Origin of the sequence: Kitasatospora sp. NPDC059795, assembly GCF_042732175.1 — a bacterium.
Taxonomy (GTDB): Bacteria; Actinomycetota; Actinomycetes; order Streptomycetales; family Streptomycetaceae; genus Kitasatospora.
Genome location: NZ_JBHWID010000006.1, coordinates 150,329 through 165,780, shown reverse-complemented (window position 1 = coordinate 165,780; position 15,452 = coordinate 150,329). Strand labels below are relative to the sequence as shown.

At 72.9% G+C, this 15,452-nt stretch carries 14 protein-coding genes and 1 pseudogene; 5 read left to right on the top strand and 10 right to left on the bottom strand.

What is annotated here, in order from left to right; all coding sequences use genetic code 11:
- Nucleotides 1-28: 28 nt before the first annotated feature.
- From ACFV4P_RS14775 to ACFV4P_RS14765, 3 genes are read left to right on the top strand one after another with little or no spacing between them, the layout of a single operon-like run.
- The gene (locus ACFV4P_RS14775; protein ID WP_380471008.1) at nt 29-1,318 is read left to right on the top strand and encodes an extracellular solute-binding protein; all 1,290 of its coding nucleotides are present in this window, start codon (nt 29-31) and stop codon (nt 1,316-1,318) included.
- Nucleotides 1,308-2,234 (top strand): carbohydrate ABC transporter permease, encoded by a 927-nt coding sequence (locus ACFV4P_RS14770; RefSeq protein ID WP_380471006.1) that lies wholly within the window; start codon nt 1,308-1,310, stop codon nt 2,232-2,234. Before ACFV4P_RS14775 ends, ACFV4P_RS14770 begins: the two co-directional genes overlap by 11 nt.
- The gene (locus tag ACFV4P_RS14765) at nt 2,231-3,055 is read left to right on the top strand and encodes a carbohydrate ABC transporter permease (protein WP_380471004.1); all 825 of its coding nucleotides are present in this window, start codon (nt 2,231-2,233) and stop codon (nt 3,053-3,055) included. The genes ACFV4P_RS14770 and ACFV4P_RS14765 overlap by 4 nt, the downstream gene beginning before the upstream one ends.
- A gap of 56 nt (nt 3,056-3,111) precedes the next feature.
- Here ACFV4P_RS14765 and ACFV4P_RS14760 read toward each other — a convergent pair whose 3' ends face one another.
- The 7 genes from ACFV4P_RS14760 to ACFV4P_RS14730 all read right to left on the bottom strand — a co-directional run bounded on the left by ACFV4P_RS14760 (nt 3,112) and on the right by ACFV4P_RS14730 (nt 10,262).
- The gene (locus tag ACFV4P_RS14760) at nt 3,112-4,395 is read right to left on the bottom strand and encodes a JmjC domain-containing protein (protein WP_380471002.1); all 1,284 of its coding nucleotides are present in this window, start codon (nt 4,393-4,395) and stop codon (nt 3,112-3,114) included.
- Nucleotides 4,392-5,591 (bottom strand): hypothetical protein, encoded by a 1,200-nt coding sequence (locus ACFV4P_RS14755; RefSeq protein WP_380471000.1) that lies wholly within the window; start codon nt 5,589-5,591, stop codon nt 4,392-4,394. The genes ACFV4P_RS14760 and ACFV4P_RS14755 overlap by 4 nt, the downstream gene beginning before the upstream one ends.
- A complete protein-coding gene (locus tag ACFV4P_RS14750; RefSeq protein WP_380470998.1) occupies nt 5,588-7,903 on the bottom strand; it encodes a DUF4135 domain-containing protein in 2,316 nt (771 codons plus the stop codon). The genes ACFV4P_RS14755 and ACFV4P_RS14750 overlap by 4 nt, the downstream gene beginning before the upstream one ends.
- A gap of 99 nt (nt 7,904-8,002) precedes the next feature.
- Nucleotides 8,003-8,158 carry a hypothetical protein gene (locus ACFV4P_RS14745; RefSeq protein ID WP_380470996.1) on the bottom strand — a complete coding sequence of 52 codons (156 nt, stop codon included), beginning with the start codon at nt 8,156-8,158 and terminating at the stop codon, nt 8,003-8,005.
- Between the two features lie 113 nt (nt 8,159-8,271).
- The gene (locus tag ACFV4P_RS14740; RefSeq protein WP_380470994.1) at nt 8,272-8,424 is read right to left on the bottom strand and encodes a hypothetical protein; all 153 of its coding nucleotides are present in this window, start codon (nt 8,422-8,424) and stop codon (nt 8,272-8,274) included.
- A gap of 226 nt (nt 8,425-8,650) precedes the next feature.
- Nucleotides 8,651-9,562, bottom strand: a complete 912-nt coding sequence (locus tag ACFV4P_RS14735; RefSeq protein ID WP_380470992.1) for a 2-hydroxyacid dehydrogenase — start codon at nt 9,560-9,562, stop codon at nt 8,651-8,653.
- A 145-nt stretch (nt 9,563-9,707) separates the two neighbouring features.
- Complete coding sequence (locus tag ACFV4P_RS14730; RefSeq protein WP_380470990.1) at nt 9,708-10,262, bottom strand: hypothetical protein; 555 nt, start codon at nt 10,260-10,262, stop codon at nt 9,708-9,710.
- A 107-nt stretch (nt 10,263-10,369) separates the two neighbouring features.
- Here ACFV4P_RS14730 and ACFV4P_RS14725 point away from each other — a divergent pair.
- Nucleotides 10,370-10,621, top strand: a pseudogene (locus ACFV4P_RS14725) (glycohydrolase toxin TNT-related protein); the annotation flags it as partial.
- A gap of 150 nt (nt 10,622-10,771) precedes the next feature.
- Here the strand turns inward: ACFV4P_RS14725 and ACFV4P_RS14720 are convergent.
- Both ACFV4P_RS14720 and ACFV4P_RS14715 read right to left on the bottom strand, forming a co-directional pair.
- On the bottom strand, nt 10,772-12,289 hold the full coding sequence (locus ACFV4P_RS14720; RefSeq protein ID WP_380470988.1) for a M1 family metallopeptidase: 1,518 nt from the start codon (nt 12,287-12,289) through the stop codon (nt 10,772-10,774).
- Between the two features lie 205 nt (nt 12,290-12,494).
- A complete protein-coding gene (locus ACFV4P_RS14715) occupies nt 12,495-13,106 on the bottom strand; it encodes a TetR/AcrR family transcriptional regulator C-terminal ligand-binding domain-containing protein (protein ID WP_380470986.1) in 612 nt (203 codons plus the stop codon).
- A gap of 93 nt (nt 13,107-13,199) precedes the next feature.
- Here ACFV4P_RS14715 and ACFV4P_RS14710 point away from each other — a divergent pair, with 93 nt between their 5' ends.
- Complete coding sequence (locus ACFV4P_RS14710) at nt 13,200-14,237, top strand: aldo/keto reductase (protein WP_380470984.1); 1,038 nt, start codon at nt 13,200-13,202, stop codon at nt 14,235-14,237.
- 664 nt (nt 14,238-14,901) lie between these two features.
- Here the strand turns inward: ACFV4P_RS14710 and ACFV4P_RS14705 are convergent.
- On the bottom strand, nt 14,902-15,345 hold the full coding sequence (locus ACFV4P_RS14705; protein ID WP_073812868.1) for a Rieske (2Fe-2S) protein: 444 nt from the start codon (nt 15,343-15,345) through the stop codon (nt 14,902-14,904).
- Nucleotides 15,346-15,452: the final 107 nt, after the last annotated feature.

The following is a 15,452-nucleotide window of genomic DNA, read 5'->3' as shown; positions in this document are numbered from 1 at the left end:
TACCCCCACAGTGATTTTGGAGACCCGCATGACCATTCGCGCGCGCTTCCGCCCCCTCGCACTCACGGCACTCCTGGCCCTGGCCGCCACCGGATGCAGCTCCGGCCCGGGAGGCGGTTCCGACGCCGGCGGCACCTTGACGGTGTGGCTGGCCGTGGACGCCCAGGAGAGTTGGCCGGAATTGGTCCAGTCCACCAATGACCGGTTCGCCAAGGCCCACCCCGGGGTCAAGGTCGAGGTGCAGTACCAGCAGTGGACCACGAAGAACCAGAAGCTGGACGCCGTCCTCGCCGGGAAGAACGTGCCCGACGTGGTGGAGATGGGCAACAGCGAGACCACCAACTACATCGTCAACGGCGCGTTCTCCGCCCTCGACCCGGCCGGGTACGAGCAGTCGGACGCCTGGCTGCCGGCCCTCGCCGACGCCTGCCGCGCCAACGGGAAGACCTACTGCGTGCCGTACTACGTCGGGGCCCGGGTCGGCATCTACCGCACCGACTACTTCGCCGAGGCGGGCGTCACGGGCGCGCCGAAGACGTACCCGGAGCTGCTCTCCGCGCTGGACCGGCTGAAGGCCACGTACGGCGCCAAGGACCCGAACTTCTCCGCCCTGTACCTGCCGGGCCGGTACTGGTACGCGGCGATGGCGTTCGTGAAGGACGCGGGCGGCGAGATCGCGGTGAAGGACGGCGACCACTGGAAGGCGTCGCTGTCCTCGCCGAAGTCCGTCGCCGGGCTGACCGAGTGGAAGCGTCTGATCGACACCTACTACGTCGGCGACCGCGCCAAGGACAACGGCGACCAGCCCGGCGTCGTCGCCCAGGGCCGGGTGGGCGTCTTCTACGGCAACACCTGGGAGGCCGACTCCGCCGCCGACCCGCTCTCCGGCGGCGACCCGAAGCTGAAGGACACGTTCGCCACCTTCCCGTTCCCCGGCCCGTCCGGGAAGCTCCTGCCGCCGTTCCTCGGCGGCTCCACGCTGGCCGTGCCCGCCAAGTCGGCGCGCAAGCAACTCGCCGCCGACTGGATCAAGTTGTTCACCGACCGGCAGTCGCAGCAGGCGCTGATCGCCGCCAACACCCTGCCCAACAACACCGCCCAGCTGGCCGAGGTCGCCGCCGGCGGCATCAACGGCCCGGCCGCCCGGGCCGCCGCCACCGGCGGCTGGATGACCCCGTTCGCGCCGGGCTGGACCTCGGTGGAGAAGTCCAACGTGCTGCCCGAGATGCTGGAGCGGATCGCCAACGGCAAGGCCTCGGTGCAGGACGCCACCGCGGAGGCCGACAAGCGGATCGACGAAGTGATCAATGAGCGCTGACCGGCGCGGGCGGCGCCGGCACCGCCTGCTGCCCTACCTGCTGCCCTACCTGCTGATCGGCCCCACCGTCCTGGCGCTCGTCCTCGTCCTCGGCTACCCGCTGGTCGACATGGTCGTGCTCGCCTTCCAGGACATGACCCGCGAGCAGCTGTTCAGCGGCTCCTCGCCGCCGTGGGCCGGGCTGGACCAGTTCCGCAGGATCCTCGGCGACGGGTTCTTCTGGACGGTGGTGGCGCGCACGGTGGTCTTCACCGCCGTGTGCGTCGCCCTCACCGTGCTCTGCGGGCTGTTCACCGCGCAGCTGATGCACCGCGTCTCGCCGTGGGTGCGCGCCACCATCGCCGGCATGCTGGTCACCGTCTGGGCGATGCCCGTCATGGTCGCCTCGTCGATCTTCCGCTGGCTCTTCGACGCGGACTACGGCGTGGTGAACTGGCTGCTCTCCCGGCTGCCGGGCGTCGACATGTCCCGCCACAACTGGTTCACCGACCCCTGGCAGGGCTTCGCCGTGATCGTCGCCGTCGTGGTGTGGGGCTCGCTGCCGTTCGCCGCCATCACCCTGCGGGCCGCCCTCGCCCAAGTCCCGCCCGAACTGGAGGAGTCGGCGGTCCTCGACGGGGCCCGGCCGTTCCAGATCATGCGGCACATCACGCTGCCGACGATCAGGCCGGTGCTCGTCATGGTCACCACGCTGTCGGCGATCTGGGACTTCGGGGTCTTCAACCAGGTCTGGATGATGCGCGGCGGCCAGCCCGAACGGGAGTACTACCTGCTGGGCGTCTACTCCTTCATCGAGTCCTTCGCCGTGAACCGGTACAGCGTCGGCGCCGCGATCGCCCTGGTGACGGTCGTGCTGCTGCTCGCCGGATCGGTGGTCCACCTGCGTCAGATGTTCCGGACGGGAGAGGTCGAATGAGACGACAGCGCTCGCCGGGCCACGACCTGCTGGGGCTGCTGGTCGCCGCGGTGATCGGCTTCCCGGTCTACTGGATGGTGCTCACGGCCTTCCGCCCGGCCACCGAAATCCTCAGCGTGCCACCGGAGTTCTGGCCCGGCCGACCCACCCTCGGCAACTTCTCCCGCGCCCTGCACAGCGAGACCTTCTGGGCGAACGTCCGCTCCAGCGCGGTCATCGGGCTCGGCACCGTCGTGCTGTCCCTGGTGGTCGGCGCGCTCGCCGCCTTCGCCCTGGCACGGTTCCGCTTCGTCGGCCGGAAGGCCTTCGTGGTGGTGATCCTGATCGTCCAGACCGTCCCGCTGACCGCCCTGATCATCCCGCTCTACCTGCTCCTGAACGACGCCGGCATGACCGACAGCCTGGTCGGCGTCGTCCTCACCTACCTGGTCTTCACCCTGCCCTTCACCGTCTGGATGCTCCGCGGCTTCATCGCCGGCATCCCCGTCGAACTGGAGGAGGCCGCCATGATCGACGGCTGCACCCGCCTCGGCGCCTTCCGCCGGGTGGTCCTCCCGCTGCTCGCCCCCGGCATCGTCGCCACCTCCGTGTTCGCCCTCGTCCAGGCCTGGAACGAGTACGTCCTCGTCTACATCCTGCTGTCCACCCCGACCAAACAGACCGTCAGCATCTGGCTGGTCTCCTTCCAGACCAGCTTCGGCACCGACTACGGCGGCCTGATGGCCGGCGCCACCCTGACCGCCCTCCCCGTCGTCCTGTTCTTCCTCGCCGTCCACCGCCGCCTCGCCTCCGGCCTCACCGCCGGCGCGATCAAGGGCTGACCGCCTCCCCCCGCGGGCGGCCCCTCACGGGCTGCTCGCGAGGGGCCGGCGCCCGCTCACCGGTCGCGGGTCAGTGCACGGAAGGACTCCAGCGTCTCCAGCAGGTTGCGGCCGTCCTCGCGGGCGGACGGCGGCAGGCCTGCCAGTAGCTCGCCGACGGGGACGGGCGTCCGTGCGGCGAGGCGGTGCAGGAGCGGTTCCGCCTGCTGTCGCGTCAGCGGGCTGCGCAGCACGTGCCCGTTGGCGGCGCACAGCAGGGCGGTGCCGAGCGGCTCGTACAGCACCCGGGCGCGGGCCCGGACCGTCGTGGTGTCGGCCAGCGGGCGGGGCGTCCCGGGCGGCGGGGCGGGGCAGAGGCCGGATGCGCTCCAGGTGGCGAGCGAGGCGGCGGCGACCTGCTCGCGCATCCGGTCGGGGTCGAGGTACCCGCGGAAGACGCGCAGGGTCTGCTCCAGCGCTTCGGGCAGCGCGCCGTCCGCCGGCGGTTCGGGCGCCGACAGCGGCGCGGTGGCGGCGGGCAGCCGCACCAGGGCGGCGTCCGGGTCGACCATCGCGTCCGGGGATCTGCCCAGCAGCAGGTCCTCCACGTCGTAGACCGCGCGGTGCTCGCCGCGCGGCACGCCGACGTTGACGCTGGTCGCGGCGCGGCCGTCGACGCTCTCGCCGACGTGGTAGTAGTCCGCGGGCCAGTACAGCAGGTCGCCTGGCTCCGGCTCGGCGGTGAACGAGTCGGCCAGGTGGGCCCGGTAGTCCAGCTTGGTGGTCACCGGCTCGGTCCACGGGCGGCGGCGCCAGAACCGCATCCGCTTGCGGCCTTCGACGGCGAACATGAAGGTGGCGAAGCGGTCCTGGTGGACGCCGACCGGGGTGTGCTCGTAGTTGCCGTGGAAGAGCGTGGTGATCGCCCCCGACAGCGGCAGCCCGGCGCGCTCCCACAGCGGTTCGAGGAACGCCCGCTGGCGTTCCCACTGCCCGGCGTGGAAGGCGTGGAAGGCGTGCACGACCAGCGCGTACCGCCGCTCCGCCGAGAAGGCCGCCAACTCGCCGTCCAGCCGCCGCCGGTAGCCGTCGAAGGCGCCGTCCTCGGCGCGCGGGAACCAGTCGGCGGGCTCGGTCTGCTGGAAGCGTCCGACGGCGAACTGGGCGTTCGGCGGCAGCAGGTACGGGCCGGCCGGACGGGTGGCGAGGGTGGCGGCGGCGAAGACCTCGGGCAGCTCGAACGGCGCCGGGCGGACGGCCTTGATCAGCACCGGGCGCCGGTCCCAGTGGCGTGCGGCGAACTCGTCCCAGTCGAGCGGGCCCCGGACGACGTCCAGGTCGCTCACGGGTGTGGTGGTCATCCGTCCGTCCTCCCGCCGTCCGTCAGGTCGATCCCGCGCAGCCGGTGGAGCGTGCGCAGCAGGGCGGTCACGGCGCCGTTGTGCTGATCGGCGCCGACCGCCCGGCACAGTTCGCCGACCGTCGGTTCGCGGCCGGGCTCCAGCTGTCGGGCGATCCGTTCCCCGGCGGCCCCGCCGATCGGGAAGGCGTGCCCGTTGACGGCCCAGATCCACCGGCCGGGCCCGTCCGGCACCCGGACGATGTCGCTCACCACCCGCAGCCGCTGCCCGGGCGCGAGGGGGACGTCGGCGCGCGGCTCGGGCACCGGGTCCAGCCCGGCCGAGGAGCACCAGGCCGCCCACCGGACGCGCAGGGCGGCGGCCAGTTCCTCGCCCCCGGCGGCTGCGCGGATCGCCTCGCCGACGGCGCTCACCGGCGCGGCCGGGCCGGGCGGCCGGTCGGCGGGCGGCGGCCAGGGCAGGTGCGGCACCGTGCCGTCGTACGCCAGCCGGCCCCGGACCTCCTCGGCCAGCAGGTCCTTGACGGCGCCGGTCGCCAGGTGCTGCGCGCGGGGGACGGAGATCCGCAGCGTCAGGCAGCCGTCGAGGTGGCGCTCGCGCCAGCGGGTGCCCTCCGGCCAGTACAGCAGTTCGCCCGCGGTGGCCCGCAGGACGCGCAACTCCCTGTCCTCCCCGTGCAGTTCGGCCTCCAGGACGCCGGCCGTCACCCAGGTCAGCACGGCGTGTCCGGAGGGGGCGGCGAGGCCCCGGACGCGGGTGAAGTCGTCCCCCTCGGTCAGCTCGGCCTCGACCGGCAGGCACGGTCGGCCGACGTGCCGCCAGAGTTCGGCCAGGGCGTCGCGGACCGCCGACCACAGCGCCGCGTCGAGGTGCAGGCCTTGACGGACGCTCAGCAGGTAGCCGGCGTCCGTCCCGCTGCCGGGCGGTTCGCGGCGCAGCCTGGCCCGGTGGTCGGCCGCGCTCTCGGCGGCGTCGGGCAGCAGCCGGCCGGGCGCGCCGAGCCAGCCGAACGGGGTCTGCAGGCGGACCTGCGGCAGGGCCCGGAACACCGTGCCGGCCCGGAACGGCTCGCAGGCGGCGACGATCGTGCGGTGCAGGTGCGCCGGGTCCGCCGGGGCGGCCGCCGGGAGCAGGGCGGGTTCCTTGCCCCAGACGCGGGCCAGGGCCGGTCCGGTCCGGTCGGCGGCGGCGGTCACGCCCGGGCTCCTTCGGGCTCGGGCGCCGGGTACTTCGCGGCGAGCAGGGCGGCGTAGTCGGCGAGCGGGCCGAGGCCGGCGGCGGCGCGGCGCTCGTCCACCCGGTCCGCGTCCTCGATCGGGCAGGGCCGCAGTTCGCCGCCCGGCGCCCGTTCGAACTTGGTGCCGTACAGCTGGCGGCCGCCCTCGGCCCGGCGCAGCGAGTCGGTGAGGTAGGCGACGTCGCTGCGGAGCATGTCGCCGCGTTCGGCCGCGGCCTCGATCAGGGTGAGGCAGGCGCGCAGGAACACGAGGTCGCCGGTGTGGTGCTGGAGCAGGGCGCTCGCCGCCGCGGCGGCCTCCGCGCCGACCAGGCTCCGGCCGGGCCAGCCGTGTTCGGCGACCACGCCGCGCAGCCAGGCGATCCCGGTGCCGGTCAGCCGGTCGAGTTTCGCCTCCAGCTCGGGGTCGGTGAAGCCCCCGGCGGCCCAGGGGGTGCGCAGTGAGGCGTCGAGCCGGCCCAGCCGGAGCAGCCGGTCGCGGATCTCGTCGGCGTGCGGGTCGCCGAGCGGGTCGATGTGCAGCCGCAGCGTCGTCTCGTTCCAGCGGTAGGTGATGCGGCGGGAGGCCGCCGGCCAGTCGAAGGACGCTTCGCCCTCGCGCGGGCCGCGCAGCACGAGCCGCACCCCGCGGTCGGGGTCGTGCAGTTCGGTCCGCTGCGGATCGAGGTCGCCGTGGACGTGTTCGACGGCGTCGCGCAGGGCGATGCCGAGGCCGGCGAGGTCCAGTTTCCCGCCTTCGCGGACGGCGGCGACGGGCGGCAGGGCTCCCTCGCCCCGCGTCGGGGCGTCGGCCGGTTCGGTGCGCAGTTCGCGGCCGGGCGGCATCCGCATCGCGAGCAGCGGACCGCCGTCGGCCGTGCGGAAGAAGTACGGCACGTCGCCGCGGCCGAGCTGCTCCGACTCGCCGGTGGTGAAAGGGACTTCGCCGCCGTCCGGGTACTCGGCCGTCGGGCGGGCGATCACTCGCAGCACGTGTCCGGCGGCCCGTTCCGCGAGGAACTCGGCGATCCGGGCGCGGTTGCGGCACATCAGCGTCCAGGCGTCGAACATGCCGCGCAGCATGGCGGTCAGGTGCGGGCCGTACCCGGTGCGGCCCTCGGTGTCGCCGACCACCGTGCGGGTCGCGGTCCGGGTCAGCGACCGGGTCCGGCGTTCCAGTCGCAGCGAGCCGTCCGGCCGGGTGCGCCAGCAGGTCGCGGGGCCGTCCGGTTCGCACCAGCGCGCGATGTTCTCCAGCCCGGCGTGGTGGTGCGTGGAGACTGCGGGGTCGAACAGCAGCCCGGTCTCGAACAGGCGCTTCGGGTCGGCGAAGTACGCCTCCAGGTCGACCGGGAACGGCAGCGGTTCGCCGTCCTCCGGGCGCTGACCGATCAGCACGTTGCCGTCGATCAGGTCGGTGATCCCGAACGCGAACGCGGCGGCGGCCAGCGACCCCGCGCGGTGCCAGTAGCGGGCCGCCGACCCGGGTTCGAGGACGGCGCCGCGCATGACCGTCCCGCCGTCGGCGCGCAGCACGCCCCACGCGTCCGGTGGCTCGATCCACTCCTGCCAGGAGTAGCAGGCCCGGTCCGGGCCGCTGCCCGGCCGGCTCCGCAGGGTCGGCAGCCGGATCGGGCCGGACGCCGGGGGCAGCGCGTCGAGCAGGGCGAACACCGAGTCCTCGACGTTCAGGAACAGCGTCTCGCCGGTGGCCGGTCGCGGCTTGTACGCGAGCCGCGAGCCGTCGGCGAAGTCGACGCGCAGCACCCGCTGTCCGCCGTTGTGGGTCTCCTCGCCGCTCGCCCACAGGCCGGTGACCGGGTGCTCGGAGGGCCGGTCGCGGGCCAGCCGTTCCAGGAACAGCATCAGCGAGCCCAGGAACTGGCCCACCCGCCGGGCCGCGAAGGCCGCGGCGCACTCGGGCCGTCCGTCCGCGCAGGTCTCCAGCACCTCGGTGAGCAGCGGCCCGAACAGGTCGGCGTTCTCCAGCCGCAGCACCTTTGGATCGACCTGCCGGGCGTCGACCTCGACGCCCGCGGACCAGTCCTCGATCCGCCGCAGCACCTCGTGCAGCGGCGCGAACCGCCCGTCGGCCAGCGCATGCGCGAGGGCCCGCGCGTCGGACGGGCCACCCAGCATGCGGTCGACGGCGAGCGTGCCGTCCGGCCCGGGGACGACCACCGGCGGGAACGCCCGGCCCACCCGACCCTCGGCCAGCGCCTCCATCAACCGCCGCGTACCGGACGGGAGTTCGGGCGCGCGGGTGGCGCCGCCGAAGTCGCGCAGTTCCATTCAGCCCCTCGTCAGGTGGTCGATGCACGCCGCCGCGCGGCCGGCCGGGCCGGCACCGCGCGGCGGCGTGATGCTGCGTCGCTGCCCAGCTGCCTCGACTCAGAAGTCGGGGGAGCAGTAGATCCGGGTGCAGGTCGGCCAGGTGGACTGCTGGTGGGCCGGCGCGCCCTGCTCCAGCTCACCGATCACCAGGTCGAACTCCGCGTCGGCGACGAGGGTGTCGCCCTGCGGCGGCTGCGCGGTCGTAGTCTCCATCGATGTTTCCCCTGTCGGTAGAAGTGGCGCGGCGACGGTCGGGGGCCGAACGGATTCGGCTCCCGACGCTGCGCGGGGGGGCTGTTTCGAGAGAAGGCGAACCCGGAGAACGCCTACTGCAGAACGCAGTAGAGGTGCAGGCCACAGGTCGTGGCACTCGGCGCGTACTCCGGGGCGAGCTGCTCCAGTTCGCCGATCACCAGGTCGAACGCCTCGTCGAGGACGAGGGTGCCGGCCGGCGACGCTTGCAGGGTAGGAGCTTCCATGGAGGGTCCTCCTGACAAGAGCGCGGGGCAGGTCACCGCAACCATCCGGTGACCGGGCGCCGTGCGGTTGACCGAATCTGCCGTGGTCGCGCACATGACACGACCGCCAGCAAGTGTTGCCCAGCCCGACCCCCGCGTCAACACAACTTACGCACCAGTACGCCGATTTCGGCGCGCCCGGCATCACCCGGCATCACCCGGACGGTTCGTGCGGAGACCGCGCGGGTCAGCGTCCGTCGGCGAGCGGCTCGCCCTTCTCGAAGCGCCGGATCTGCTCGCGCAGCACCCGCTTGGCCCGCGGCAGGAACGCACTGCTCGGGCCGCCGACGTGCGGGGTGATCAGCACCCCCGGCGCGCGCCAGAGCGGGTGGTCGGCGGGCAGCGGCTCCGGGTCCGTGACGTCGAGCGCCGCCCGCAGCCGCTCCGCGGAGAGTTCCGCCAGCAGCGCCGCGGTGTCGACGACCGGCCCCCGGGCGACGTTGACCAGCAGCGCGTCGTCCTTCATCCGTGCCAGGAACCCGGCGTCCACCAGATGACGGCTCTCCGGGGTCAGCGGCGTCAGCAGCACCACGACGTCCGCGGCCGGCAGCAGCTCCGCCAACTCCCCCACCCCGTGCACCCGTTCCTCGGGCCGGGCGCGCCGCGCGACCTTCACGACCTCGCACTCGAACGGCTCCAACCGCGCGGCGAGCGCCCGCCCGATCGAGCCGTAGCCGAGGATGAGCACCGTCCGGTCGGCCAGCGACCGGTGGAACTCCTGCCTCCAGAGCCCCTGGTCCTGACGGCGCACGAACTGCGGCACGCCACGCAGCGAGGCGAGGATCAACGTCACCGCCAGCTCGGCCGTACTGGCGTCGTGCAGCCCGCGCGCATTGCACGCGACGACCCCGTCCGGCACGTGCGGCAGCACATCGTCCATCCCCGCCGTCAGCGTCTGCACCACCTTCAACGCCGGCAGCCGCCCGATCACCGGAAGCGCGACGGCATGCCGCAGGTACGGCAGGCAGAAGAACTCCACCGCCCGCACCGCCTCGTCCGACGGCGCCGGCCCACCCCCGTCCCACACCACGGCGTCGAGCCCGTCGGGCAGACCCCCGATCTCCTCGGGCGGGTACGGAAGCAGGTAGCGAGCACTCATACCCCGACCCTAACCACCTCCGACCCCGCCCGACCGGGCGGCCCGGCAGCGCCGCTCGGCTCAGCACCGCTCGGCTCAGCGCCGCTCAGCTCGGCTCGGCTCGGCTCAGCTCGGCTCGGCTCGGCTCAGCTCGGCTCAGCTCGGCTCAGCGGCCGAAGCGGAGCACGAGCGTCGAGTCGACGGCGCGCTCGCCCGCCGACGTCCCGCAGCCGGCGCCGGTGCTGGTCCCCAGGCCCCGGACGGTGTCGTCGGCGAAGCGCGCGCTGTTCGCGGCGACATGACCGCTGACGTCCAGTGAGGCGGTGCCGTTCACCTTCACCACCTCGGTCCGGTCGAGTTCGAACGTGGAGATGGCGGTGTCGCTCCAGTACACGGTCGTGCTGGAGGTGTCGCCGTGTTCGTCCCCCGTGCACCGCGCCGCCGGCACCGTCACCGTCCGCGCGAACTTCCCGGACGCCACCGGCGCACCGCCCTGGTCCACGCAGCTCACCGTCCCGGTCACGACCAAGGTGTCGGCCACCGGCACCCTGACACCCCCCGGCTCCACGGCATCGGCGAACGTCCCGTGCCCGTTGAACACGCACGTGGCATCGGTCGTCGGCGCGTCGGAACCGGTACGGGCATAGGCGTCGGCCATCAACGGCACCAGTGAGAGCAACGGAGCGGCGGCCAGCAGGGTGCCGCGGACAGCGGTCGTCATGAGGTCGGCATTCTCCCGTTCTCTCGTCGGCAAGCGGTGACAAACGGTGGCAACTCGGCGGACCAACGACCCCCACCCCCCGGGGTTACGCCCACTACCCCACCCGGGTGATCCGACAGGGCCTCCGGCGGCATCCCCGCAGCGGGCTGAGTGCCACCAACTTCGTAAAGCTGTACGCCAAGGCGGACACCGGCGACTGGGAGTACCCTGCCGACCGCGGCTTTCAGCGGCTCGACGGCAAGGTCGACCAGACCAGGTGGACCGTCCCGGTCGGCACCAAGCTGGACCGTTTCGGCGAGCTCAAGGGCGGCTACATCTCCGACCCCGGCACGCCGTTCACCCAGCGCTCGATGCCACCGGACACGCTCAACCCCGACAGCAACGGCAGTGTCTCGCGGAGAAGTACCTCGAAGAGGTCTCCGCCGACCACTGCGTGGTCACGCCCACCGGCGCCTGACGACCCGCCGCACCGCCCCCGGGCGCGGGGCCCGCGCCCGGGGGTGTGGACGTCACTTCCGGTCGGCGTGAACGGAGCTGGCGTCCTGGATCTTCTTCCAGGACTTCGGTTCCGCCGGCAGCGCCCCCTCACTCGGGCGCGCGGTCGCCGCCGCAGCCGCGGCGGCGTTCGGCACCGGGCCGACGGCGGGCTTGCCGAGGGTGAACAGCCAGGTGGTGAACACGTCGGCGAGGCTCCGGCCGGAGAGCCGCTCCGCGAACGCCTGGAAGTCCTGGACGGTGGCGTTGCCGTACCGGCGCTCGGTGGGCCAGCCCTTCAGGATGCGGAAGAACGTCTCGTCCCCGACGGTGTTGCGCAGCGCCTGGAGGGCCATCGCGCCGCGCAGGTAGACCGGCCAGGCGAAGAGGTGATCGACCCCCGGGTCGCCCGGCTTGACGGTCCAGAACACGTGGTCGGCCGGGTAGCGGGCGTAGGCGTAGTCGGCCAGCTCCTGTGCGGTGCCCTCGTTCTCGTGCTCGGACCAGAGGAACTGCGCGTACTCGGCGAAGCCCTCGTTCAGCCAGATGTCGCTCCAGCGGGAGAGCGAGACGCTGTCGCCGTACCACTGGTGGGCCAGCTCGTGCACGACGACCGAGGTGTTGGAGCCGTCCGCGAACAGGCCGGGGCCGTAGACGATCCGGGTCTGGGTCTCCAGGGCGCCGCTGGACGGGATGTTGGGCACCAGGCCGCCGACCGAGCTGAACGGGTACGCGCCGAAGTAGTCGCTCAGCCAGTCCACCAGCTCGCCGGTGCGCTCCACGCTCGCCCGGGCCGCGGCCGCGTCCTCCCCGAGGTCCTTGCTGTAGGCGTTGTAGATCGGCACCCCCTTGGACGAGGTGTCCTGGGTGACGTCGAACTTCCCGATCGCCAGGGTCGTCAGGTAGGTGGCCTGCGGCTTGTTCTCGCGCCAGTTGAACCGTGTCCAGCCCGCCTGCGACGTGGCACTGGTCAGCACGCCGTTGCTGACCACCTGGGTGCCGTTCGGCACCATCACCGAGACGTCGTAGGTCGCCTTGTTGCTCGGGTGGTCGTTGTTGGGGAACCACCAGGTGGAGCCGTAGGGCTCACCGGACACCACCCCGCCGTCTGGGGTGCGGTGCCAGGCGCTGTAGTCGTACAACGTCGCGGCCGACGGCACGTCCTTGTAGCGCACCACCACGGTGACCGGGGTCCCCTTGGGCAGCGGCCGGGCCGGGGTGATCTCCAACTCCTGGTCGCCGCTGGTGGCGAAGGTCGCGGGCCGCCCGTTGACCAGGACCTCGGAGACCTTCAGCACGAAGTCGAGGTTGAACCGGGAGAGGTTCTCGGTGGTCGTGGCCAGGATGGTCGTGGTGCCCTCCAGCTCGTCGGTGGCGGGCTGGTACTTCAGCCGGATGTCGTAGTGCGAGACGCGGTACCCACCGTTGCCCGCGGTGGGGAGGTACGGGTCTCCCACGCCGTCCGCACCCGGCTGGAAGCCGGAGGCCGAGGCGGGGACGGCCAGGAACAGGCTCAGGGCACTGGCAGCAGAAACGATCAACCTCTTGCGCACGTGGTCCTCCAGGGATCATCGGGACGATCGGGGTTGCCTCGATCCTTGTCCCGGCGACCGCCCTTCCACTCCCCGTCGATGAGAACTTCATGAAACGTCGACACGGCGGTACAGCGGCGGCACAGCGGCGGTACAGCCGCGGCACAGGGCCGCCACAACATCGGTCAAATCCCTTTGACACAAACGGAGTTGACCGCGTATCGGGTCAGCCGACGCGGAAGGCGCCCGCCCTGGCGGCGGCTTCGGCGGCGGCAGCGGCCCGGTCGGCGGCGGCCTCGTCCAGCGGTTCGGCCGTGGTGAGCATCCGGTAGTAGAGCGGCGCGGAGACGGCGCGGACGACCTCCTCCGGGTCGGTGCCGGCCGGCACCTCGCCGCGTTCGACGGCCTCGGTCACGCAGGGGGCCCACTCCGCCACCCGGACCCGGTAGAAGCGGTGCAGCGCCTCGGCGGCGGCCGGGTCGCCGGCGGCGGCGACCAGCACGGCCCGGAAGAGCGCGCCCTGCCGGGGATCGGCCAGGGTGCGCCGGACGAGGCGGGCGTTGGCGCGCAGGTCCCCGTGCAGCGATCCGGTGCGGGCGCGCGGCAGCGACTGCTCCGCCATGCCGGTGAGCACGTCGGCGAGCAGCGCGCCGACGGTTCCCCAGCGCCGGTAGACGGTGGTGCGCCCGACCTCGGCGCGCCGGGCGACGTCGCCGAGGTCGAACCCGGCGAACCCGACCTCGACGAGCGCGTCCTCGGCGGCGCGCAGCACGGCGGCCCGGACCCGGGCGGTGCGGCCGCCCGGCCTCTGCATGCCGGCGGGGGTCGATGATGTCATTAACGGGACTCCTGTTCCATTAGCGCGGCCCGGCGTGTTACGGTCTCCCCATCTTAACGGCACCGCAGTCCCGTTAGTGAAGGAGCACCTGTCATGGAGTACCGCCGCCTCGGCGCATCCGGCCTCGTCGTCCCCGCCCTCTCGCTGGGCACCGGCACCTTCGGCGGCCGCGGCCCGCTGTTCGCCAACTGGGGCGCCACCGATGCCCGGGAGGCCCGCCGCCTGCTCGACATCGCGATCGACGCGGGGCTGACCATGTTCGACTCCGCCGACGTCTACTCCGACGGCGCGTCGGAGGAGGTCCTCGGCCAGGCGATCAAGGGCCGCCGCGACCAGGTCCTGATCTCCACCAAGGCCGGCCTGCCCACCAGCGACGGCCCGCTGGACGCCGGCACCTCCCGGGCCCGGCTCACCACCGCCGTGGACGCCGCGCTGCGCCGGCTCGGCACCGACCACATCGACCTGTTCCAGCTGCACGCCTTCGACGCCGGCACCCCGGTCGAGGAGGTGCTGGCCACCCTGGACGACCTGGTGCGCGCCGGGAAGATCCGCTACACCGGCGTCTCCAACTTCGCGGGCTGGGAGTTGATGAAGTCACTGGACGCCGCCGACCGGCACGGCCGCACCCGCTACGTCGCCCACCAGGTCTACTACTCCCTGATCGGCCGGGACTACGAGTGGGAGCTGATGCCGCTCGGCCGGGACCAGGGCGTCGGCGCGCTGGTGTGGAGCCCGCTCGGCTGGGGCCGCCTCACCGGCCGGATCCGCCGCGGCGCCCCGCTCCCCGCCGACAGCCGCCTGCACGCCACCGCGGACTACGGCCCGCCGGTGGACGAGGAGCTGCTGTACGACGTGGTGGACGTGCTGGACGCGCTCGCCGAGGAGACCGGCCGCACCGTCCCGCAGATCGCGATCAACTGGCTGCTGCGCCGGCCCACCGTCTCCTCGGTGATCATCGGCGCCCGCAACGAAGAACAGCTCCGGCAGAACCTCGGCGCGGTCGGCTGGGAGCTGACGCCCGAGCAGGTGGCCCGGCTCGACGCGGTGAGCACCCGCGACGCGCCGTACCCCTACTTCCCCTACCGCCGCCAGGAGGGCTTCGCCCGCCTCAACCCGCCCATGGCGGGCTGACGTTCGGCGGGAGGAACCGGCCGGCGCCCGACCGGGCGGGAAAGGCGCTTGCAGCGGGGTGGACACCGGCAGTCGAGCGCAATCACGCCGTGCCGCAACAACGGGTTGCCCGCCGTCCGCGAAGCGATCGGCGATACCACGCATGCGAAGAGACGGCCCGCGCCTGCGGCGATCGGACTGCGGCGGCCCGGTTCGATTTTCGACGATGCCCGTTCGCCGTCGATCTGCCGCGGAATCCGCCCTGCCTGCGGGTATTCTCTCGGCTTCGCACATGATATTCCGCGGGGATTTTCCGGATTTCCCGCCGGGCCGAAGACGTGCGAGCTCCGGTATCAACGGCCTTGCCCCGCAGCGGGGTTGCCCCGCCCGGTGTCCTGCTGCCGGAGCGGCGCCGTTTCGGGCCCGCGGTGGGGGCAATGTCCACCCGCGTATCACCGGCCCGCTTCCCGCCGGGTCGTTCCGCCCGCGGTTCTCGCCCACACCGGCACCGGCCCGCGACAGCGCGACGGCCGGCCCACGGCGAGCAGGACGGCCCGGCGGCCCGGCCCGCGGCGAGCAGGACGACCCGCCGGCCCGACCGGAGGCCGCCCACAACGACGCGGCGCCGGCCCGGACCACGGGGGTGAGGTCCGGGCCGACGCCGGTCGGCCTGTGGGGAGTTCGGCTACTTGGACTCTGCCGTCATCTTGTCGCCGTCGATGGTGAGCTTGAGTTCGGGCAGCGGATCCTTGGCGGGTCCGTGCTTCACCGAGCCGTCGGCGATGTCGAAGTCGGTGTCGTGGCACGGGCAGTGGATCGCGCCCTTCTTCACCTTCGTCACCAGGCAGCCGTGGTGCGTGCAGATCGCGCTGAAGGCGCGGAACTCGCCGCTCTTGGGCTGGGTGACGACGACCTTCTGGTCGGCGTAGATCTTTCCGCCGCCGACCGGCACGTCACTGGGCTTGCCGAGCGAGACCGGTTCCGTGGGCACGGCGCCGGGGGTGTAGTGCGTGGTGGGCGCGCAGGACGTGGCGGTGACACCGACGATCGCGGTGACGCCTGTCGCCGTGGCGCCCTGCAGCACGGTGCGGCGGGAGGGAGGCTTCGATTCCGAGGCGTTATCAGTCACATGAGCATGTTCCGACAGACGACTTGAGCGGCGCTGGAGCCGGACATCACGGTGCTCAGCGCTTCCGCGGAGGCGCCGTTCCGGGGCGCCATGGTCGAACGGCTCTC